Source organism: Rhodopseudomonas palustris HaA2, from assembly GCF_000013365.1.
In the GTDB taxonomy this organism is placed as follows: Bacteria; Pseudomonadota; Alphaproteobacteria; order Rhizobiales; family Xanthobacteraceae; genus Rhodopseudomonas; species Rhodopseudomonas palustris_J.
Genome location: NC_007778.1, coordinates 189904 through 212221, shown reverse-complemented (window position 1 = coordinate 212221; position 22318 = coordinate 189904). Strand labels below are relative to the sequence as shown.

Annotated in this window: 15 protein-coding genes; 8 read left to right on the top strand and 7 right to left on the bottom strand. The window is 66.0% G+C overall.

Annotated elements, in window-relative coordinates; translation table 11 throughout:
* Window positions 1–334: 334 nt before the first annotated feature.
* On the bottom strand, window positions 335–2026 hold the full coding sequence (locus RPB_RS00955) for a DUF6538 domain-containing protein (RefSeq protein ID WP_157038760.1): 1692 nt from the start codon (window positions 2024–2026) through the stop codon (window positions 335–337).
* 569 nt (window positions 2027–2595) lie between these two features.
* A complete protein-coding gene (locus RPB_RS00950; RefSeq protein ID WP_011439090.1) occupies window positions 2596–4215 on the bottom strand; it encodes an MFS transporter in 1620 nt (539 codons plus the stop codon).
* 316 nt (window positions 4216–4531) lie between these two features.
* Between RPB_RS00950 and RPB_RS00945 the strand changes: the two genes are divergently transcribed.
* Genes RPB_RS00945 through RPB_RS00935 form a run of 3 tightly spaced genes read left to right on the top strand, consistent with a single transcriptional unit; the run spans window position 4532 to window position 7372 of the window.
* Window positions 4532–5182: a hydrolase gene (locus RPB_RS00945; protein WP_011439089.1), complete on the top strand. Its 651-nt coding sequence runs from the start codon at window positions 4532–4534 to the stop codon at window positions 5180–5182.
* A gap of 25 nt (window positions 5183–5207) precedes the next feature.
* A complete protein-coding gene (locus RPB_RS00940) occupies window positions 5208–5495 on the top strand; it encodes a XapX domain-containing protein (RefSeq protein WP_011439088.1) in 288 nt (95 codons plus the stop codon).
* The gene (locus tag RPB_RS00935) at window positions 5495–7372 is read left to right on the top strand and encodes an amidohydrolase (RefSeq protein ID WP_011439087.1); all 1878 of its coding nucleotides are present in this window, start codon (window positions 5495–5497) and stop codon (window positions 7370–7372) included. The genes RPB_RS00940 and RPB_RS00935 overlap by 1 nt, the downstream gene beginning before the upstream one ends.
* 81 nt (window positions 7373–7453) lie before the next feature.
* On the opposite strand, the gene RPB_RS00930 is transcribed toward RPB_RS00935, so the two are convergent.
* From RPB_RS00930 to RPB_RS00910, 4 genes are all read right to left on the bottom strand, one after another.
* The gene (locus tag RPB_RS00930; protein WP_011439086.1) at window positions 7454–8296 is read right to left on the bottom strand and encodes an alpha/beta fold hydrolase; all 843 of its coding nucleotides are present in this window, start codon (window positions 8294–8296) and stop codon (window positions 7454–7456) included.
* Between the two features lie 462 nt (window positions 8297–8758).
* Complete coding sequence (locus tag RPB_RS00920; protein ID WP_011439085.1) at window positions 8759–13852, bottom strand: trifunctional serine/threonine-protein kinase/ATP-binding protein/sensor histidine kinase; 5094 nt, start codon at window positions 13850–13852, stop codon at window positions 8759–8761.
* Window positions 13853–13883: 31 nt separating this feature from the next.
* The gene (locus tag RPB_RS00915) at window positions 13884–14273 is read right to left on the bottom strand and encodes a response regulator transcription factor (RefSeq protein ID WP_011439084.1); all 390 of its coding nucleotides are present in this window, start codon (window positions 14271–14273) and stop codon (window positions 13884–13886) included.
* Between the two features lie 88 nt (window positions 14274–14361).
* Window positions 14362–14994, bottom strand: coding sequence for a response regulator transcription factor (locus tag RPB_RS00910; protein ID WP_011439083.1), 633 nt, complete (start codon window positions 14992–14994; stop codon window positions 14362–14364).
* Window positions 14995–15264: 270 nt separating this feature from the next.
* On the opposite strand from RPB_RS00910, the gene RPB_RS00905 reads away from it, so the two are divergent.
* Both RPB_RS00905 and RPB_RS00900 read left to right on the top strand, forming a co-directional pair.
* Window positions 15265–15936, top strand: a complete 672-nt coding sequence (locus RPB_RS00905) for a helix-turn-helix domain-containing protein (protein WP_011439082.1) — start codon at window positions 15265–15267, stop codon at window positions 15934–15936.
* A gap of 334 nt (window positions 15937–16270) precedes the next feature.
* A complete protein-coding gene (locus tag RPB_RS00900) occupies window positions 16271–18310 on the top strand; it encodes a DEAD/DEAH box helicase (protein WP_011439081.1) in 2040 nt (679 codons plus the stop codon).
* Between the two features lie 11 nt (window positions 18311–18321).
* Here RPB_RS00900 and RPB_RS00895 read toward each other — a convergent pair whose 3' ends face one another.
* Window positions 18322–19194: a LysR family transcriptional regulator gene (locus RPB_RS00895; protein ID WP_011439080.1), complete on the bottom strand. Its 873-nt coding sequence runs from the start codon at window positions 19192–19194 to the stop codon at window positions 18322–18324.
* Between the two features lie 167 nt (window positions 19195–19361).
* Here RPB_RS00895 and RPB_RS00890 point away from each other — a divergent pair, with 167 nt between their 5' ends.
* Genes RPB_RS00890 through RPB_RS00880 form a run of 3 tightly spaced genes read left to right on the top strand, consistent with a single transcriptional unit; the run spans window position 19362 to window position 22289 of the window.
* Entirely contained in the window at window positions 19362–20519 is a 1158-nt protein-coding gene (locus RPB_RS00890; protein WP_011439079.1) for an ABC transporter ATP-binding protein, read from the top strand.
* The gene (locus RPB_RS00885; protein WP_011439078.1) at window positions 20512–21456 is read left to right on the top strand and encodes a carbohydrate ABC transporter permease; all 945 of its coding nucleotides are present in this window, start codon (window positions 20512–20514) and stop codon (window positions 21454–21456) included. Before RPB_RS00890 ends, RPB_RS00885 begins: the two co-directional genes overlap by 8 nt.
* Entirely contained in the window at window positions 21453–22289 is an 837-nt protein-coding gene (locus RPB_RS00880; RefSeq protein ID WP_011439077.1) for a carbohydrate ABC transporter permease, read from the top strand. The genes RPB_RS00885 and RPB_RS00880 overlap by 4 nt, the downstream gene beginning before the upstream one ends.
* Window positions 22290–22318 lie beyond the last annotated feature (29 nt).

Below are 22318 nucleotides of genomic sequence, written 5' to 3'. Positions count from 1 at the left end.
AAGCGCCGAGTTGAGGACGATTATACGCCCATTGCGGCTCCCCCGGAAACCGCCGATGACTGCCATTGACTGATAGGGAACGAATTCTCGTCAACAAACTGTCTTCTAACCGGTGCTCTGGATCTGATCAGGAAGGAGGCGGACTTCGAAGCGCGGGTCACCGTTGTCGGGCGGAATGATATTGTATGCGATCGGGGCGGACGCTGCGTCGACCATCCCAATCGAGATCCAGTGTGGCGACTTCAAAATGGCTGTTCTCGACCGACGGTAACTTCTCGGAATGTAATGACATGAATAATCGAAGTAGGTCTCGATAAGGTGCGGCCGCATCGCATCACTCCGGGTCTCGATGACTTGCATGCCCCGTCGCTGTCGATGCTTGCCTTGTCCCGGGTGCCCCGATCTGGCGGGTACGCCGCGGTCGGCGATGCGGCTCCGGCCTCCTCTTTAGGCCTTCAATTTCGTAGCGGGGGTAGAGCTCGATCGTCTTCTTGAGCGTTTTCACCCAAGCGTCGCCGTACCGCATGCTCACGCGTTGGATGACGCCCGGATCGTCGGAGCCCCCATGGCCCGTAATGAAATTCTCGACTTCGGGATGCATATTCGCGTGACGGGCTACGCTTTTGAAGCGGTGGCGCCAACCGTGATTGGGCTTGACCCCCGTAACGCCAAGACTGTTGACGACCCACTCCGCGAGCCGCTGGGCGATCTTCTGCCATTGCGGATGAGCCACCGTATCGCCCTCTGCCCTTCGCGGATCATAAAACAGGGGTAGCGACAAGCCCTCGCGCTCTCCGACGTAATTCAGCAGTCCCTGTTCGATCAGATGAGAGTGGACCGGTATCACCCGCATGTAGTCCCCCTTGGTCATCTCGGGGCGTAGATAGAAGCACCAGATCGCCGTCTCTGGATCTTGTCTTACGTCGGAGGGGAGGAGCGAAGTGATCTCGTTGACGCGGGCGCTCGTGTAGGCGCAGATCCATGGCACCCACCGCCGCGCCGCGCGGGTCTCGGCGATGGTCAGATGCGAGGGGTTTGCGAGCGTGGCCGTTAGGATTAAGACAGCCTGGGAATCGGTAAATCCCTTTTGATTGGATTCCTTCGTTCCCGTATCGGCGCGTCGGACGCGAATGCCCAGAAACGGATTGCTGGCGAGTTTCCGGCGTTCAACTATGAAGCTTGCGACTGCCTTCAGGGAGGCGAGCCAAACGTCCCGCACGGATTTTCGGGCGATACCCTTGGCGTCGACCAGGTGATCGACCCAACGATAGCCGTCGTCCGCCGTCATGCGTGCCAGGTCGGCGTGATTGACGAACTCGCAGAACTCTATGATTTTCGATCGCCACCGTCTGGCGGTAGGACCCGTCGCCCCGCCCTTGATCCCGGCGGATGTACAATAGAATTCGAAAGCTTCGAGGAAGTCGACCGAAGGTAACGGAGTTGGCGCGTACTTTGCGAGCAGGGGAGAGTCCGAATAGTCCAAGCGGGTCGCCCGATGCAGATCCCGGTAGGCTTCCCGACGCGCCTGTAGGAATAGGGGCAGAAAACGCCGCTGGTCCGCCTCGCTCACCTCGAAGCCGTTCCGGGCGAGGAAAGAGGCCATCTTGGCCTCGTCGTATTCCAGTTCTTCGAGATGCTCGTCGTCGGTCCGATCTCCCGTGTCGAGCCCCCAGGCGTGCCGGGGCGGCGGATTGGCAAGCTGCGCGTCCCGCGTCTGTTCGTGGACGAGTCGCTGCAATCCGCTCAGTTCGCGGGAGGTGAGGGCGCGAGGCGAGGAGACCCGACCGGCGTCCTGCGCGGCGTGGAGGCGTGCGGCCCAGTCTCGCTCCAGTTCGGCGCTTAGCTTGACGCAGGCGACATTCGCGGCCTTGAGGTCGGTCGTCCCCAAAGACCGCCAGACCTCACCCCGGCCGACGATCGCCCGGTATCGGGCCGGCACCTTCTTGCGCAGCCACCATACGTCGGACTTGTCGGACCCGTCTGCGCTCCTTTTCCGGACCGGTGACGGCATTTTCGGATTTCCCATGGTGGAGCCCCTTGGTGTAGCCCCAAGTCATGGAAGAACGCCTTATTTCACGGATAAAATTCGAACCATCAGTGGCTTAGGCGAAGGGGGTGGGGAGAATCCCTCCCTCTCCGCCACGACTTGCTCAGCGGCTGACCGGGAGGCGTGATGTCACGCTGCCGGCGGGACTTCGCCCAGCCGCGTCAGAATCAGTGGCTGGTCGGGCCTCGCGCGCGGTTGCCGGCACGCGAAGCGAGACAACGAACATCGACCGGGCCGCCCACGACGGCCCCGGCCTGCTCGAGGCCGCTCCTCAATCCGTCTGCAAGGAAATACTCGTCCTCCACGACAAGCACCCGGCGCTTCCGAAGCGCATGATCAGACATTCGCCGCCTCCTCCATGGTCGCGTTCGCCGAGACCGAAGGTGAAATGGTGCAATGGACGCCCGCGGCAAAAGTTCAAAGATTGTCCCGGGTCCGAAGCCGTCCCCGCCCGGCCTCCACAAGCCGCTCGGGCTCGAGACGCGCCTCGATCGGCCGGCCGAGGTCGGGTTTGAGCGGCGGTCACGGCGCGCGCAGCTTGCCCGGAGTCATGCCGGGAACTTCGCAGCGAGCAAGTGCGTCACGCGAGGCTCTGCGCTCGCGTGGAAATGGCGGATCGCATTCTGATCGATCCGATCCGCATTGGTGACGCGATCATGTTGCCGAAGATGCTCGAGCCATGACGCAACTTTGAACACCTCGACGAATCGTCCGCGCTCCGAGGTATCTTCGAACACGTCCCACGCATATGCGCCGTCACGCCGTCGCTGTCGGCTCAATTTTCGCATAGCCAGCAGGAAGGCGTCGCGCCTGTCCGCTGCGACATGGTACTCGACCGTAATCAGCACCGGGCCTTGATCGGCATCGGCATCGATGGCCAGCACCGGCGCGGGCCAATGCATCGAGGGTGCGAGATCGTGCTCGGCGCTGCCGCGCAGTTTCCAGCGCCACGTCACGGCGATGCCGACGACGGCGCCGACGGCCGCGGCGAAATGCGCTGCCGGCAATCCGAACGACGACGCCAACTGACCCCAGAGCGCGCTGCCGGCCGTCATCGCGCCGAAGAACACCGTGACGAACATCGCCAGGCCGCGGCCGCGCACCCAGTCCGGTAGCGCGACCTGAACGGAAACGTTGAGGTTGGCGAGAACCGCGATCCACGAAACGCCCGCGATGAAACAGGCCGCGGTCGCGAGTTCGACGCGTTGGACGCTGCCGAGCAGAACGAGGCTGACCGCTGTCCCGAGCGTGCCGGCCGCGACCAAGCGATCCGGCCCCAGCGCCGATTTCAACCCCTGCAACAGGAACGCGCCGACAATCGCGCCGAGGCCGATTGCGCCGAGCAAAATGCCGTACAGTTCCGGTCCCCCGGCGATGCGCGAGCGGGCGACAAGCGGCAGCAGCGCCCAATACGCGCTGGCGAAAAAGAAGAACGCGACCGCGCGCACCAGTGTGGCGCGCAGATCGAGATTGTATCGCGCGTGGCGAAAGCCGATCACGATCGCGCTGAACAACCGTTCCGGAGGCAGCGTCGCCGCGCGCTTGGCGGCGGGGCGCCACCACAGCAGCGCGCCGATCACCGCGAAATTGCTCAGCGCGTTGATCCAGAACGGCGCCGCGATGCCCGCGACGCCGATCACCACGCCGCCCAGCGCCGGGCCGATCGCCCGGCTGACATTGATGCCGACGCCATTGCTCGCCACCGCCGATGCGAGGTGCTCCTTGGGCACGAGATCCGGCACGATCGATTGCCAGGCCGGCGCCGCGAACGCCGCACCCGCGCCGAGCAGAAACGTGAACAGCAACAGCTGGAACGGGTTCATCAGCCCGAGCCAGACCAGCACCGCGCTCGCGGCCGCAAACACGGTGAGCACGATCTCGATCAGGATCAGGAAGCGCCGCTTGTCGACGATGTCCGCCAGCGCGCCGGCCGGGATCGCGAACAGGAACATCGGAAGGCTGGACGCGACTTGAACGAGCGAAACGGTCAGTGGATCGGCTTCCAGGCTCGTCATCAGCCAGCCGGATGCCGCGTTGTACATCCAGGTGCCGACGTTGGCGACGACGGTTGCGGTCCAGACCACCGTAAAGGCGGTGTGGCGGAACGCGATCCAGGGGGACGCCCGTGTTTCGGCCGTCATCGGGGGATCGCGTTCGACATTCGTCATCTGGTCCTCGATCGGTTGGATGAGCGAGACGGGGTATCCGGCGCGACGGAGACGGATCCGAGACAGACTATCCGGGCGGGGGCGGCGGGGATTGCAGGGTTCGGCTGCCGTTTGGACGATTGTGTTCAGTGGTCCGCTCGCCGAGCCACCCGAGCGTTCGGGTCGCGCCCGGGCGTTCCCTGGTCGGCGTGACGCCCTCAAGGCAAAGCGCGTTCGTGCAATCGGCGATGGGTCCGTCCAAGCGCGGTTCGGCACGAGGGGGCATGATCGCGACCAGACGCTTTGCGGCGCTCGTTCACGAACTCGGAGAGACACGATGTCGAAACTGGATATGTTGACCCCGGACAACAGTGCGATCGCGCTGATCGACTATCAGCCGGCGATGTATCAGGGCGTGCAGTCCCACGACCGGCTCGTCGTGTTCAACAACATCCAGATTCTCGCCAAGGCGGCGAAGCTGTTCAAGATCCCGACCGTGCTGACCACGGTGGCCAAGGATTCGTTCTCCGGCCCGTTCATGCCCGAAGTCACCGATCTGTTTCCGAGCCACGACATCATCGACCGCACCTCGATGAATTCCTGGCTCGACCCGAATTTTCGCAAGGCGGTGGCAGCGACCGGTCGCAAGAAGTTCGTGATCGCGGGACTGTGGACCGAAGCCTGCGTGATGTTTCCGACCCTCGATATGCTGAAGGAAGGCTTCGAGATCTACATCCCGGCCGACGCCTGCGGCGACCTGTCGGTGGAAGCGCACAACCGCTCGATGGAGCGGGCGATCCAGGCCGGCGCGGTGCCGATCACCTCGTGCCAGTATGCGTTCGAGCTGCAGCAGGATTGGGCGCGCAGCGAAACCTACGAGGGCATGATGGACATTCTGCGCGCGCACTCGCCCTACGGCATCCAGATCCGCTTCTCGAAATGGGCGCTCGGCGAGCACGCCTCCGAGGGCGGCACCAAGGCCGCGTAGCAGCCGTGCGGCGCGGAAACGCGCGATGAAGCTCTATCTGCTGTCGCTCGGCGCCGGCCTTCTGGTCGGCGTCATCTACAGCCTGCTCGACGTCCGCTCGCCGGCGCCGCCACTGGTGGCGCTGGTCGGGCTGCTCGGCATCCTGGCCGGCGAACAGATCGTCCCGGTGGCGCGGCAGATCATCGCCGGCCACGGCCTGGCCGCCGCCTGGCATCAGGCGAAATGCGCGCCGCACATGTTCGGATCGCTGCCGGGGCGAAGCGACCAGGCGCCGATGCAGACGGCGCGCCGCAATCCACCGGAGAAGACCTGATGACCGACGCGCCGGACCTCATCCTGCATCGCGGGCTGTTCACCACGCTGGATCGCGCCAACCCCACGGCGAGCGCGGTGGCGATCAAGGGCGGCCGCTTCGCCGCGGTCGGTCACGACCGCGACATCCTGCCGACGGCCGGGCCGTCGACGCGGGTGATCGACCTGAAGGGCCGGCGCGTACTGCCCGGGCTGATCGACAACCATCTTCACATCATTCGCGGCGGGCTGAATTTCAACATGGAGCTGCGCTGGGACGGCGTGCGCTCGCTGGCCGACGCGATGAACATGCTCGAGCGCCAGGTCGCAATCACGCCGCCGCCGCAATGGGTGCGCGTCGTCGGCGGCTTCACCGAACATCAGTTCGTCGAGAAGCGGCTGCCGACCATCGAGGAGCTCAACGCGGTGGCGCCGGACACGCCGGTGTTCCTGCTGCATCTGTACGATCGTGCGCTACTCAACGGCGCGGCGCTGCGCGCCGTCGGCTACACCCGGGACACGCCGGAGCCGCCGGGCGGCGAGATCACCCGCGACGCCAACGGCAATCCGACTGGGCTGCTGCTGGCGAAGCCGAACGCCAACATCCTGTACGCCACGCTGGCCAAGGGCCCGAAGCTGCCGTTCGACTACCAGGTCAATTCGACCCGGCATTTCATGCGGGAGCTCAACCGGCTCGGCGTCACCGGCGCGATCGACGCCGGCGGCGGCTTCCAGAACTATCCCGACGATTACGCGGTGATCCAGAAGCTCGACGACGAGGGGCTGCTGACGATCCGGCTCGCCTACAACCTGTTCACGCAGAAGCCGAAGGGCGAGAAGGACGATTTCCTGAACTGGACCAGGACCTCCAAATACAAGCAGGGCAACGACTACTTCCGTCACAACGGCGCCGGCGAGATGCTGGTGTTCTCCGCAGCGGACTTCGAGGATTTTCGCGTGCCGCGACCGGACATGCCGGCGGAGATGGAAGGCGAGCTTGAGGAGGTCGTCCGCGTCCTGGTGCAGAACAAATGGCCGTGGCGGCTGCACGCGACCTATGACGAGACGATCTCGCGCGCGCTCGACGTGTTCGAAAAGGTGAATCAGGATACGCCGCTGGAGGGGCTGCACTGGTTCTTCGACCACGCCGAGACGATCTCTGACCGCTCGATCGACCGCATCGCGGCGCTCGGCGGTGGCATCGCCGTTCAGCATCGCATGGCCTATCAGGGCGAGTATTTCGTCGAGCGCTACGGCATCGGCGCGGCGGAGGCGACGCCGCCGGTGAAGAAGATCCTCGACAAGGGCGTCAAGGTCTCGGCCGGCACCGACGCGACGCGGGTGGCGTCGTACAATCCGTGGGTGTCGCTGTCGTGGCTGGTCACCGGTCGCACCGTCGGCGGAATGCGCCTCACGCCGCAGCGCAATTGCCTCGATCGCGAGACCGCGCTGCGGATGTGGACCGAGAACGTCACCTGGTTCTCCAACGAAGAAGGCAACAAGGGCCGGATCGCAGTCGGCCAGCTTGCCGATGTCGTGGTGCCGGACCGCGACTACTTCGCCTGCAGCGAAGCCGAGATCGCCGACACGACATCGTTGCTGACGATGGTCGGTGGCAAGGTGGTGTACGGCGCCGGCGACTTCGCCAAGCTCGATGACACCGCGCCGCCGCCGGCGATGCCGGACTGGTCGCCGGTGCGGCGGTTCGGCGGCTATGCGGCCTGGGCGGACGACGAGTCCGGCGCAAAGGTCGCTGCGACGGCGATGCGGATGTGCGGCTGCGCCAATTCCTGCAACGTCCACGGCCACGACCACGCCACGGCGTGGTCGAGCAAGCTGCCGATCGCCGATCTCAAGAGCTTCTGGGGAGCGCTCGGCTGCGCCTGCTGGGCGGTGTGACAGCCGGGGGGACGCGGCTCGCAGACGATGCAGACGAGAAGAAGCGGAGCCGGGCTCCGCTTCTTCGGCGTGGTGTCGGTGTTATTCCTTCACGAAAGCGAGCAGATCCGCGTTCAGAACGTCGGCATGGGTGGTGAGCATGCCGTGCGGAAAGCCCGGATAGGTCTTCAGCTTGCCGTTCTTCAGCAGCTTGACCGAGAGCTTCGCCGAATCGTCGATCGGCACGATCTGGTCGTCTTCGCCATGCAGGACGAGGGTCGGTACGGTGATCGCCTTGAGGTCGTCGGTCTGGTCGGTCTCGGAGAACGCCTTGATGCCGTCGTAATGCGCCAGCGCGCTGCCCATCATGCCCTGGCGCCACCAATTGTTGACGACGCCCGTCAGCGTCTTCGCGTCCGGGCGGTTGAATCCGTAGAACGGGCCGGCGGGAACGTCGAGGAAGAACTGGGCGCGATTGTCGGCGAGCGCCTTGCGGAAGCCGTCGAACACTTCGATCGGCAGGCCGCCGGGGTTGGTCTCGGTCTTGAGCATCAGCGGCGGCACGGCGCTGACCAGCACCGCCTTGGCGACGCGGCCGTGCGGCTCGCCGAACTTGGCGACATAGCGCGCGACTTCGCCGCCGCCGGTCGAATGGCCGATATGCACGGCGTTCTTGAGGTCGAGATGCTCGGCGACGGCGAAGGCGTCGGCGGCGTAGTGATCCATATCGTGGCCGAGTTCGACCTGCGACGAGCGGCCGTGACCGCGGCGATCATGCGCGACGACGCGGTAGCCTTGCGCGACGAAGAACAGCATCTGCGCGTCCCAATCGTCGGACGACAGCGGCCAGCCGTGATGGAACACGATCGGCTGAGCCTGCTTGGGGCCCCAATCCTTGTAGTAGATATCGACGCCGTCCTTTGTCTTGACGTATCCGCTGCTCATCGAGTGGTCTCCTTTGCGGGTGGGATGTGGATGTTGCGCCGGGGCGCTGCTGGACGACAACGCGACAGCGGTGGCTCCGATCATGATGTCTCTGCGGGAGAGGGCATGGAGGAGGCCTGCGTGATCACCGCGCCCCTCCAGCCGTGGCCGACCCGCACGACCGGTTCCTGAATCGCGACCGGTGCGATCCGTGTCGCCGCGAGGAGCGACGTCGTCGGATTCTGCGCGGCGACAACCGTAGTGCCCTTCTTCAGCAACAACGGAATGACGAGCCGGCAGCTCGGCCCCTCGGCCCGGGCGCCGCGGACGACGAGGGCAGGGACAGGGAGTCGATCATGGTTCAGGCTCCGCGTTGAGCGCTCTCGGAGAAAGGCTTACGTCATCGCCTCGAACCGGCTCTTGTCGGTTCATACCACGATTTGGACGATAGCGCCGTGACGCGTTGAATCGAAGGCCCCGCGGTCAATGCGAGCGGGGCAGCGAGAACTGGAAGCGGGCGCCGTGCGGCTTGATCGAGCTTGCCCACAGCCGGCCGCCATGCGCTTCCACGATCGACTTGCTGATCGACAGCCCCATGCCCATGCCTTGCGGCTTTGTGGTCACCAGCGCCTCGAACATCTGATCGATCCAGTTCTCGTCGAAGCCGAGCCCGTTGTCGGTGACGCTCACCACGACCTCGTCCGCGTCGCCGATCGCGCTGGCGACCGTCAAGGTGCGCCGTCCCTCGATCGCCGTCATCGACTCGATCGCGTTCATGCTCAGATTGAGCAACACCTGCTGGAGTTGCACCTTGCTGCCGACGACGACGGCGTCGCTCTCGGTCAGCCGCGTCTCGAGGTGGATGTTGTTCTGGCGCAATTCGCTCTGCAGGATCGTCAGGATCTCGCGCGCGACCGCGTTGATGTCGACCGGCGACATCGGCGGCGTCGATTTCACCGCGAGCCCCCGAATGGTCTGCACCACCTCGGCGGCCCGCCGTCCGTTCTCGATGACCCGGCGGGCGGCGCTCTGGGCCTCGGCGATCGACGGCTGTTCGTTGCCGAGCCAGCGCAGGCAGACGTCCGCATTGGTGATGATCGCCGTCAGTGGCTGATTGATCTCGTGCGCGATCGAGATCACCAGTTCGCCGATCGCCGTCAGCCGCGACATCCGCATCAGGTCCGACTGTGATTTCTGCAGCGCCTCGACCAGCGCGTCCTTCTCTTCCAGGAAGGCGTTCTTCAGCGAGATCGCGGCCTGCGACGACAGCAGCTTCAGCACCGACAGTTTCGCCGGGGTGAAAACGCCGGGGGCGAGATCGTTCTCGAGGAAGATGACGGCGATCAGCTTGTTGCGCTTCATCAGCGGGAGGCAGAGCACGGAGCGCGATGCCGCTTTGACGACGTAGGCGTCGTCGCTGAACGGGCTGTACTGCGCGTCGTCGATGGTGATCGGCTCGCCGGTGCGTGCGGCGAGATTCACCATCGAGGTCGGCAGTTCGTCCGCCGAGGCGATGTCGTCGCGCAGCAGGACCTGGATGCCCTGGTCGCCGGTGCGCGCTTCGGCGCGGATCGCCAAGGCGTCTCCCTGCGGAAGGATCAGCAGGCCGCGCTGGGCGCCGGCATGCTCCAGCACCAGGGTCATCAGCGTTTCCATCAGGCGGTGAACGCCGGGTTCACTGGAAACCGCCTCGGAGGTCTTCACCACCGCGGCCAGATCGAAGCTCTCGGCGATGCTGAGCGGCATCTGCGCGGTCGCCGGCAGCGTCGCGGCCAAGTCGGGATGGGCCCGATCGAGCTGCTCCACCTTGGCGGAGGCGCCCCATTGACGATAGCAGTCGCGGGCCCTGACGAGATGAGCTTGCGCGGCGGTGTCGAAGCCCTGCTGGTGGCAGAACCTCGCCGCAAGTTCGTGAGCGATGGCCTCGACCTGCGACACCCGGACCCGGCGCGACGACGCGACCGCCTGCTGATAGAGTTGCATCGCCTCGTAAGGTCGATTCTGCAGCCGTGCGATTTCGGCGGCGAGCAGCGCCGTCGCGCTCTTGTAGTTGCCCGGATTGTGCACTTCCCAGGCGGCCATCCGTCGATGCGCTTCCGCAAGCCGCTGCTCGAGTTCCGCGCGCGGTTCGGGCGGGCTCGGCGATTCGGCAAGGGCGGCGCTGATCACGCCCACATAGAAGTGGAAGATCGAATATTCGTGATGGCCGACCGTGGTCCACAGCAAGGGTTCGGCTTTGAGCAGCGCAACGAACGCCACAGAATAGTCTCCGGCGAAGTAGCAGGCCTGCATCTTGCGGATCCAGAACCAGCACAGAGCGATGTCGAGACTGCGGTTGGCGGCGAGTTGCCGCTCGAACGCCTCCTCGTCGAATCCCTCGCTGTTCAGCGAGCCGATGGCGACGGTCTCGTTGCGCAGCGATTTGACGAACTGCAGCTGCGTCGTGATGATGTGGACGATCAGGCCGAATTTCGCCCGATGCATCAGCGCTAGCCGGGCGCCGGCCTCGACCTCGACTTCATCGAGGGGATCGCCGGCCGATAGCCGATTGGTGATCAGCGTGCACGACGAGAAACCCGCATAGGTCAGATCGCCGGTCTCGATCGCTTCCTCGAAGGCGAGGCGCAGATAGGGCTGCGCCTCGTGCAGCGGCCGCGCCCAGGGCAGCACGTGCGCGCCGTAGGTCAGGTGGACGCGGGCCTTGTAGTGCCCGAGGCCGCGCGTCTCGACCAGCCGCAACCCGAGATCGCCGAAGCGGAACGCCGCGTCGTAGTCGCCGAAGCAGGGGCCGACCACCATTCCGAGATAGGCATAGGCCAGGGCCGAGGCGTCGCAATTGCCGTGCTGGACGCTGATATTGGCCATCCGGCACAGCAGCAGGCAGACCAGATTGAGATCGGTGAAGAACGCCGGCGCCAGCGCCGCGCTCATCACCGCCAGCGGCGCGGCGCGCGACTGGTCGGTGATGGTCGGCAGGTCGATCAGCGAATCGATGGGGCGGCTGCCGAGCCGCTGCACCAGCAGCTGATATTCGGCGCCCGCTTCCGCACGATCGGGGTGCCGCGGCCAGACGATGCCGGAATCGCGCAGATTGGCGAGGCAGGTCTCGATGGCGCGGTCGCTGCGGTCGGTCGCGGTGTAGAGCGTGATCTGCAGCGCGACCACGAACGCCTTGGTGTGGGCGTCCGGCGCCCGGCCGACCAGGTCGTGCAGCCGGGCCTCGGCCTCGACCATCGCGCCGGTCAGGAATTCGCATTCGGCGCGCTGGTACTCGACCTCGAAGACGAGGTCGGCGTGCCGCGTCCACCGCTGTTCGCCGAGCATCGCCAGCGCGGTGGTGAAATAGACATGCGCCGAGCTGTAGGCGATCGCCTTCATGGCGGCGCGACCCGCTTCGCGGTTGAGCCGCGCCACCGCGAGCCGCTCGGACTCCGTCTCGATCAGCGCGGCGCCGAGATTGTAGTGATTGACGATGCGAAACAGCGCGTCCGGCCAGGCCGGGATGCTGGTGGCGAAATGGCGGGCGATCTCCAGATGCGCCGCGGGCAGGTCGGCCGGGTCGATCAGTCGGTAGGCGGCTTCCCTGACCCGGTCGTGAACGAAGCGATAGTCGTCGTCGGCGCGCAGCACCAGTTCGTGCGCGACCAGCTCCTGCAGTCCGTCGTGAACCTCGTCGCTCGCCATGTCGCTGAGCCGCGCCAGCAGCGCGGCGTCCGCGCTCATGCCGAGGCAGGAGAAGATCCGCACGATCGCACGCGTCCGCGCCGGCAGCCGATCCAGCTTGCGGCTCATCAGGTCGAGCACGTTGTCGGTGAAGCCCTTGCCTTCGATCAGATCGACGTTCCAGGTCCAGCGTTGCCGGGACGCGTCGAAACCAACGAGCTGTTCATTTAGCAGCGAGGAGAAGAACTGGATGGCGAAGAACGGGTTGCCGCCGGTCTTGCGGTGGATCAGCGCCGCCAGCGGCGCGACCTCGTCGGGTTCGCAGCGCAGCGCGTCGGCCACCAGGGCCCGGATGTGGACCTGGTCGAGCGGCGCCAGATGGATCTCCTCGATGTGCGACTGGCTCGAGCGGATGCTCTCGAGTACCTTGCTCAGCGTATGTTCGGGATCGATCTCGTTGTCGCGATAGGCGCCGACCACCAGCAGATGATTGGCCTGGGGATCGTTGGCAAGCCGGATCAGGAATTCCGATGTCGCCTTGTCCATCCATTGCAGATCGTCGAGGAACAGCAGCAGCGGATGTTCGGGGCGGGCGATCGCGGCCACGAAGCGGCCGAGCACGGCCTGGAACAGGCTGCGTCTCTCCTGCTGCGGCATTTCGCGGAGCGCCGGCTGATCGCCGATCACCAGCGACAGATCCGGCACCAGATTGACCATCAGCTCGCCGTGGTCGCCGAGCGCCGCCTGCAGCGAGGTCCGCCACCGCGCCAGCGCCTCACTGTCCTGGCCGAGGATCTGGCGTACCAGCGAGTGGAACGCCTGCGCCAGCGTGGCGAACGGAATGTCGCGCTTGTACTGATCGAACTTGCCCGAGATGAAGCAGCCGTTGCTCGGCGTCAGGCTCTTGCGAAGTTCCTTGACGGTCGAGGATTTTCCGGCGCCGGAGTAGCCGGAAATCAGCACCCATTCGGTCACGCCGGTCGAGGCGGCGCGATGATAGGCGGCGAGGATCGCGTTGATCTCGGCATCCCGGCCGTACAGCTTCTCCGGCATGCGGACAACGCCAGAGGCGTCGTGCGTGGTCAGCCGGACGCCCGCGGTGTGGCCTCGGCTTTCCCAGGCCGCGAGGCAGGCGCGCAGATCCCGCTCGACACCGGCCGCGGTCTGGTAGCGGTCGTCGGCCGATTTCTCCAGCAGCAGAAAGATCAGGCGTTCGATCGCGGCGGTCGCCGCGCCGGCGGCCGGCAGCGGATTGGGGCGGCGCGCGATGTGATGGTGAATCCACTGGCCGGGATTGGACGCATGAAACGGCAGGCTGCCCGAGGCCAGCATCTGATACAGGATGATGCCGAGAACATAGAGGTCGCTGCGGCTGTCGACGGAGCGATTGACCCGTCCGGTCTGTTCCGGCGAAATGTAGATCGGTGAACCGGGTGGCGCGTCGTGGGGCGCGAGTTCGCGGCGCTCCCGGCGCGAACGCGATGCACCGCCGAGACCTGTGAGCCAGACGCGATCCGCTGCGTCGATCCAGATCGTATCGGGGCGCAGATTGCGATGCACCAGGCCGTGATCGTGGATGTGGCCCAGCGCCTGCGTCACTCCGATCGCGCGGCGCAGCAGACTCGGCACCGATGCCGGATGTCCGAACGATTCCGCCAGCGGCCGTGCGCCGTGATCGTCGACCACCAGCGCCGGGCGGCCCTGCGCCGACACCATCTCGTGCGGACGAACGACGAGGCCAGGATCGAGGCTGCGGGTCAGCTCGAACTCCCGCTCCAGTCGCTGCAGCGCGCACGGTTCGGAGGCCTCGGCGATCAGCAGCAGACGCGGCTGCGCCGCGCCGTTCCTGATCCGGTAGACGCCAAAATCCGCATTGCGCGTCACGAAGTCGAGCGGAGCGGTAATGGTCTTCACGACACTGCTCCGCGCGTGAGGAAGGGTCCGGTCATCGATGGGACGGGCCGGCGCCCGCTGACAATGCCTGCTGGATGCAATGTACCAGCGTCTGCGCATCGAACGGCTTGCTCAGGAATCCCAGCGCCCCGAGCGCGCGGGCGCGCGCCTCGATCCGCTCGTCGGGGAATGCGGTGATGAAGACCACCGGCGGCGCCCTGCAATCGGCGACCAGCTTGGCATAGAGGTCGAGGCCGTTGAGACCCGGCATCTGGACGTCGGTGATCAGACAGCCGGCGGACGCATCGACATCCGACTCGAGAAATTGTTGTGCGGACGCGAAGCCGCGGGCTCGATGCCCGAGCGAGCGAACCAGTCCCTCGATGGCGATCCGAACGTTCTCGTCGTCGTCGATCACCGCTACGATCTTGCCGATGGTCATTTCGGCCATCCTCAAGGGTGATGCAGCGCGATCCGACGTCACGGAACAGTGCGGCAGAGTCCGGGGCCTTATAAGTCATACGATGGTGTTACGTCGGATCTCGCGAGGGCGCGGCGATCAATTCGGCCATCCGCACCAGGTCGGCGAACGAGCGGGCGCCCATCTTCTTCATCACGCGCCCGCGATGAATCTTGACGGTGATCTCGCTCAAACCGAGATCGGCGGCGACGTTCTTGTTGAGCGACCCGGCGGACACCATGTCGAACACCTGCTTTTCGCGCGGCGTCAGCGCCGCGTAGCGCTTCAGGACGTCTTCGCGGCGGCCGTCACTCTCGCGCCGCCGTTGGTCCAGCGCGATCGCCGCCGACACGGCGTCCAGCATTTCCTGGTCGCGAAACGGCTTGGTCAGAAAGTCGACGGCGCCGGCCTTCATACCACGGACAGTCATGGGCACATCGCCGTAGCCGGTCATGAAAATCACCGGAATACGGATGTCGAGCTTGGTGAGCATGGCTTGCAGGTCGAGCCCGCTGGTGCCCGGCAATCGCACGTCGAGGATCATGCAATTGGCGTCGTTCGGAACGCCGGCCGTGAGCAGATGCTGTGCCGATTCGAACGAGATGACGTGGTTTCCGATAGACCTGAACAAGCCGTCCAGTGCGTCCCTGATGCCGGCGTCGTCATCGACGACGACGATCAATGGGCTGGATGATGCTGTCATGCGGGCCTTGTAGACGATCCTTGCGTCATTTCAGAACCTTATTCCAGCCGGCGTCTGATGCCAATCGGCCCCGCGGGCGGCTCGCACAAGGCCAGACAAGGTGCCGCATGCCGGCTCGACGATAAACCTTGGTTTGCTACGGCCGAAACCAATGCAGGCCGCGACGGCACGTTGGTCGGACTATCGGACGGCGACCGAGGCATAGTCTGGTGTCGCTCCATGGCAATGGTCCGCGTGTATACGATATTCGGGGATGAGGAGTTCAGGCCGATGCAGCGCCTCACGACGAGCGGAGATCGGCCGAGCACGGCGAGGGCGTTTGTGTACCTGACGCAAATCCTTCAGAAGGCCGCCGAAACGGTCGAGCGCGACCCGGCCCTCGCGCGGTGTTGCATCGAACGTGCCGTGGCGTTGCTTCGGGACGTGCAGGCGCGACACGAACTGATCGACGAAGTGCCTCCCGAGACGCTCGACCATCCCGGCCTGGCGCGCTGGCAATTGAACCGGGTGGTCGCGCATGTCGAGCAGAACATCGACCGCAGCCTGCGGATCAGGGATCTGGCCCAGCTCATCGATCTCAGTGCCAGCCACTTTGCGCGGGTATTCCGTCGGAGTGTCGGCGTTGCGCCTCGCAACTTCGTGCTGGAGCGCCGGGTCGCGCGGGCCAAGTTATTGATGCAGACCTCCGAATTGCCGCTGTCGGAAGTCGCGCTGGCCTGCGGGCTGAGCGACCAGGCTCATCTCTCCCGAATATTCCGGCGCTTCACCGGCATGCCGCCGAACGCCTGGCGGCGCCAGCGGCGAGATCGCGAGTCTCAAGACGATGGAGAGCTGGCTTCGAAGCCGATCAGCAGGGCGGTGGCCGACTCACAGCCGTCGCGGACGACCCGGTTCAACCGAAGTACCGGAGCCGAGCGCGCGGCCACCTCGAAACTCGCTTAAACGAGGTTAAGACTTGATGAATGCGAGCCGGTCGGTGTCGAGCACGTCGGTGTTGACCTTATCGGCGTGCGTGGCCGCTGCCTATCGCCCCCTCACGACCGGGTGTGTGGTCGACGGTGGGATCACGGCGTTCCGTCGCTAGCCCTGTGGCCGCACCAATGCCGCCGGCAGAGCACGATCGAATGATTGGCGCTTTGGCCGATATTGGCTTAAAGGAAGCCAACCTCCCGTCATCGCCGGCCGCTTGCGGCTGTGCATCGCCGCGGCATGCCGCGTGGATCCGCTGGGTCCCGGGACTTCCCATTCGGCGTCATCGCCCAGAAGGTCTCTATCCGTGCCATTCTCGACCACTCTCCCGCCGCTCGCCCGAGCCCTGGCGGAGCGCCATTATTCCGAAGCCACGCCGGTGCAAAGCGCGGTGCTGGCGCCCGATGCCGCGGGCCGCGATCTGCTGGTGTCGGCGCAGACCGGCTCCGGCAAGACCGTCGCCTATGGCCTGGCCATCGCGCCCGATCTGCTCGGCGAGGCCGAGCGCTTCGAGCCGGCCGCCGCGCCGCTGGCGCTGATCGTGGCGCCGACCCGCGAACTCGCGCTGCAGGTGCATCGCGAACTCGGCTGGTTGTACGGCGCCACCGGCGCACGGGTGGTGTCCTGCGTCGGCGGCATGGACCCGCGCCGCGAGCAGCGCGAACTGGCCGAGGGCGCGCATATCGTGGTCGGCACGCCGGGGCGGCTGTGCGACCATCTGCGCCGCAACCGGCTCGACGTCTCGCAATTGAAGGCCGTGGTGCTCGACGAGGCCGACGAGATGCTCGATCTCGGCTTTCGCGAGGACATGGAGTTCATCCTCAAGACCACGCCCGACAGCCGCCGCACGCTGCTGTTTTCGGCGACGCTGCCGCGCGGCATCATCGCGCTGGCCAAGACCTATCAGCACAACGCGTTCCGCGTCGAAGTCGCCGGCCGCGAAGGCGGCCACGCCGATATCGAATATCGCGCCATCCGGATCGCGCCGAACGATGTCGAACACGCGGTGGTCAACACCCTGCGCTACGTCGAATCGCCGACCGCGATCGTGTTCTGTGCCACCCGCAGCGGCGTGACCCATCTGCAGACCGCGCTGCTGGAGCGCGGCTTCTCGGTGGTGGCGCTATCGGGCGAGCTCACCCAGAACGAGCGCACCAACGCGCTCAACGCGCTGCGCGACGGCCGCGCCAGGGTCTGCGTCGCCACCGATGTCGCCGCCCGCGGCATCGATCTGCCCAATCTCGGCCTGGTCATCCACGCCGATCTGCCCAACGATCCGGAAGTGATGCAGCATCGCTCGGGCCGCACCGGGCGCGCCGGCAAGAAGGGCATCAGCGTTCTGTTGGTGCCGCCGGCGCGGCGGCGACGCGCCGAATCGCTGCTCGGCCTCGCCGGCATCGAAGCGATCTGGGGCACCGCGCCGCAGGCCGACGAGATCCGCGTGCTCGATCAGCAGCGCATGATGCAGGATGCGCTGTTCACCGAGGAGACCACGCCCGACGATCAGGCGTTGGCGCAAGCGCTGCTCGCCGAGCGCTCTGCCGAGGAGATCGCGGTCGCGTTGGCGCGGCTGTATCGCGCCCGGCTGCCGGCCCCGGAGGACATTCTCGATCCGGGCGAACGCCCGGCCCGCGGCCGCGACGATCGCGCCCCCGCCAAGGGTGCGCGGGCGCCACGCGAGGAGCGCGACTATGGTCCGCGCGACCCCGGTTCGCGGGCGCGCCCGGGCAAGGCCGGGCAGAAACATGCGATCACCGACGGGGTCTGGTTTCGCGCCGCGATCGGCAAGCGCAAGAACGCCGAGGCGCGCTGGCTGCTGCCGATGATCTGCCGCCGCGGCGGCATCGATCGTCAGGCGATCGGCGCCATCCGGATCCTCGACACCACCACCGAATTCGAGATCGCGGCCGCGGCCGCGGTGGACTTCGCCGCGCAGATCAAGCGTCCGGACAAGGACGACAACATCCGGATCGAGCCCTTGATCGGCGCCAAGCCGATCGAAGCGGGCGCCGAGCGAGCCTTGTCCAAGCCGCATGGCGGTCAATTGTCCGAACGCGAGACGCGCCGCAGCAAGCGGCCCGATTCGTGGTCGCCGCAGATCGAACCGCTGGCCGACCCGCGCCCGCCACGCGCCGGCAAGGATGCGGGGTTCAAGGACGCCGGATTCAAGAAGAAGCAAGTCTTCAAGAAGGATGGCTTCAAGCCGGAAGGTTTCAAGCAGGACGGCTTGAAGACGAAAAAGTCGCGTGACGACAAGCCGGCCTATGTCAGCAAGGCACGCCGTGCCGATCCGTCGGCGCCCAACCCGGGCTTCAAGAAAAAGCCCAAGAAGAAGTTTCGCGACTGACAGGACGCCAACTACGCGACGCCATGCGTGCCGCGGGCGAGGAAGAACAGTTCGACCAGCCGGCCCTTCTTGCCGGCGAGGGCGAAGATGCATTCCGGCACTTCGGCGTCGAGTTCCGGCACCGAGATCCGCGCGATGCCGTCGGTCCGGCTCGAGCCCTGCTCCCACATGAAACCGATGCCGAGCTGATTGGCGACGGCTTCGAGAATCCCTTCGCGGGTGTTGACGATCAGTGACGGCGCCGGGCGCAAGCCCTTGTCGCGGAAGGCGCGGTCGACCGTGCGTTGCGTCGAGGAGTCGCGCGACCGGAACACCAGGGGATATTGCGTCAGTTCGGCGATCCCGACCTGCTCGCGCCCCTGCAGCGGATGGTCCGGGTGGCACAGCGCGACGACGCGCTGCGCGAGACAGATTTCGCGGCGAAAGCGCTTGTCCGCCGGCACCTCGGGCAGCACGCCGATATCGACGCGCTGTTCGACCACGGCCGCGACGATCGCCGACCAGCTCCCGATCTCGATCGCCACCTGCACTTTCGGATACAGCCGCTTGAACGCGGCGATCAGCGCCATGCCGGGCATCGAATTGCCGAGGCCGACGCGCAGTTCGCCGCCGGCCAGTTCGCCGCGCTGCTGCAGGATCGACAGCGCGTCGGCTTCCACCGCCTGCATCTTGCTGGTCGCGCCGTAGAGCTGGCGGCACAGCGAGGTCGGGATCAGGCTCGAACCGTGGCGCTCGAACAGCGCCACGTCGAATTCGGCCTCCAGCTCGCGCACCGATTGGGCGACGGCCGATTGCGACACGCCGATGTGCCGCGCGGCCGCGGCAAAGCTGCCGGTCTCGAATACGGCGTTGATTGCGCGCATTCGCGCCGATGTCAGGGCCATGCCGGCAAGGTGCTCCCCGGCCGTGGCGGCCATCGTCTTCGTGACAAGGTCGCGCGCCTCGAAAGGAAATGTCGCGGAGAGCATAAGCAAAGCTGTTGACTGTTATGTGACTGTCAGGGGGCGCCCTTACCCACGTGCTTATCGATCGCAATCGAGGAGCAGGCGGTATGGCGAGAATCGAACTCAGTGCGATCCGCAAATCCTTCGACGCCACCGACGTGCTGAAGGGCGTCGATCTGACGATCGAGGACGGCGAATTCGTCTCGCTGGTCGGGCCGTCCGGCTGCGGCAAGTCGACCCTGTTGCGGATCATCGCCGGGCTCGAACCGCAGACCTCCGGTGCCGTGACGATCGGCGGACAGCCGGTCGATGGCGTGCGGCCGAGCCAGCGCAATCTCGCCATGGTGTTCCAGTCCTACGCGCTGTATCCGCATCTCAGCGTCTACGACAACATCGCGGTGCCGCTGCGGATGAAGCGGCTGTCGACGCTGGAGCGGCTGCCGGCGCTCGGCCGGCTGCTGCCGAACCGCCACCGCATCGAGCGCGAGATCCGCGGCGAGGTCGAGCGCGTCGCCGCCCAGCTCGAACTCTCGGCCTATCTCAAGCGCAAGCCCGGCCAGCTCTCCGGCGGCCAGCGCCAGCGCGTTGCGGTCGGCCGCGCCATCGTGCGGCAGCCGGTGGCGTTCCTGTTCGACGAGCCGCTGTCCAATCTCGACGCCAAGCTGCGCGTCCACATGCGCGCCGAAATCGCCCAGCTGCATCGCCGGCTCGGCACCACCTTCGTCTACGTCACCCACGACCAGGCCGAGGCGATGACGATGTCCGGCCGGATCGCGGTGATGATCGGCGGCGAACTGGTGCAGGTCGGCCGCCCCGCCGAGGTCTACGACAACCCGCGCGACATCCGCGTCGCCGAATTCGTCGGCAGTCCCAAGATCAACGTGTTTCCCGGTCACATCCGCACCGACGGCGCTGTCGAAATGCTCGGGCATTCGCTCGGCGTCGCAGTCCCGGGGATGGCGCGGCCCTGCCGGATCGGCATCCGCCCCGAACGGATCGAGCTCGGCGCCACGGGCGCGTTCGCCGGCGCCGTGGTGCATGTCGAAAACATGGGCGCCGAAGCCTTCGTGCATCTCGGTGTCGACGGCATGCCGACCCCGGTGCTGGCGCGGATCGGTGACGTTCGCGCGTTGCCGCCGCTCGGCAGCAGCACGCGGTTCGGCGTCCCGCCCGACGCCATTCGGCTGTTCGATGCCGCCGGCAAACGGATCGAGACCAAGCCGCCGGCAGCGACGCATCGCGCGCGGGAGGTGGCCAGTGTCTGACGCCGCCTCCACCCTCGGCACGCTTCCGCTGGCGCGGCCGGCTTCCGCCGTCGCCGCCCGACGCTCACCGCGGCTCGGCCATGCCGCCGCCTATGGGCTGGTCGGGCCCGCCTTCGTGCTGATGCTGCTGATGCTGCTCGGGCCGCTCCTCGGCGTCATCGCGCTGTCGTTCACCGACTACCAGCTCGGCGCGCCGTCGCTCGGCTGGATCGGGCTCGCCAATTATCAGGAGATGTTCGCCGACAAGGTGTTCTGGATCTCGCTGGCCAATACGCTGACCTATGTGGTGATCGTGGTGCCGGGCGCAGTCGCGCTCGGGCTCGGCGTGGCGCTGCTGATCCAGAGCGGCGCCGGGCTGCGCGGCTTCTATCGCATGGTGTATTTCCTGCCGGTGATGGCGACGCTGATCGCGATGGCGATCGTCTGGGAATTCATGCTGCATCCGCAATTCGGGCTGGTGAACGGGCTGCTGCGCAGCGTCGGGCTGCCCGCGCATGGCTGGCTGCAGGACCGCAACACGGCGCTGTTCTCGCTGTGTGTGATCGGCATCTGGCAGGCGCTCGGCTTCAACATGGTGCTGTTCCTCGCCGGCCTGGTCTCGATCCCGAAATCGCTCTACGACGCCGCCGAGATCGATGGCGCCGGCAGCGCCTGGTCGCGGTTCAGGCTGGTGACCTGGCCGCTGCTCGGGCCGGTCACGGTGTTCGTCGTGGTAATCACCGGCATTCGCTCCTTCCAGGTGTTCGACACCGTGCACGTCCTCACCAAAGGCGGGCCGTCCAAATCCACCGAAGTGCTGATCCACACCATGTACATGGAAGGCTTCGAGTTCTTCCGCTCCGGCTATGCCGCGGCGCTGACCGTGGTGTTCCTGGTGTTCGTGCTGGCGCTGACCCTGGTCAAGGCCCGCCTCGCCGCCCGACAGGTGCACACATGATCGACGCGCTGAAGCCGAACCCCTGGGCGGTGCTGCGCCATGTCGTGCTGCTGTGCGGGGCGCTGGTGGTGCTGACGCCGTTCATCTGGATGATCTCGACTGCGTCGAAGCCGCCGGCCGAGATCTACACCAGCGACGTGCATCTGATCCCGCATCACTTCGCCCTGTGGGACAATCTGCAGGAGGCCTTTGCCAAGTCCAATCTCGGGCGCTTCCTGCTCAACGGCCTGATCGTCACGGTGTCGATCTTCGCGCTGCAGGTGCTGGTCGCCTTGCCGGCGGCCTATGCGCTGGCGAAGCTGCGCTTCGTCGGGCGCAAGACGTTGTTCGCACTGGTGCTGTTCGGCATTCTGATTCCGCCGCAGGCGACCGCGATCCCGGTGTTCCTGCTGCTGCACCAGATCGGCGCGCTCGACAGCTACGCGGCGCTGGTGCTGCCCTTCACCATCTCGGTGTTCGGCATCTTCCTGATGCGGCAGTTCTTCATGACCGTGCCCGACGATCTGATCGACGCTGCGCGGATGGACGGCATCTCCGAATTCGGCATCGTCTGGCGGGTGATGCTGCCGACCGCGATCCCGGCGGTCACCGCCTTCGGCATCTTCTCGGTGGTCGCCCACTGGAACGACTACTTCTGGCCGCTGATCGTGCTCAACAGCGAGCAATTGCGGACGCCGCCGCTCGCGGTCGCGCATTTCCGCAACGCCGAGGCCGGCACCAATTACGGCCCGCTGATGGCCGCGGCGCTGGTGATCATCACGCCGCTGGTCGTGGCCTTCCTGCTCGCCCAGCGCCGGTTCATCGAAGGCATCACGATGACCGGCCTGAAATAACGACGTCCCTCACACACAAGGAGATCGAT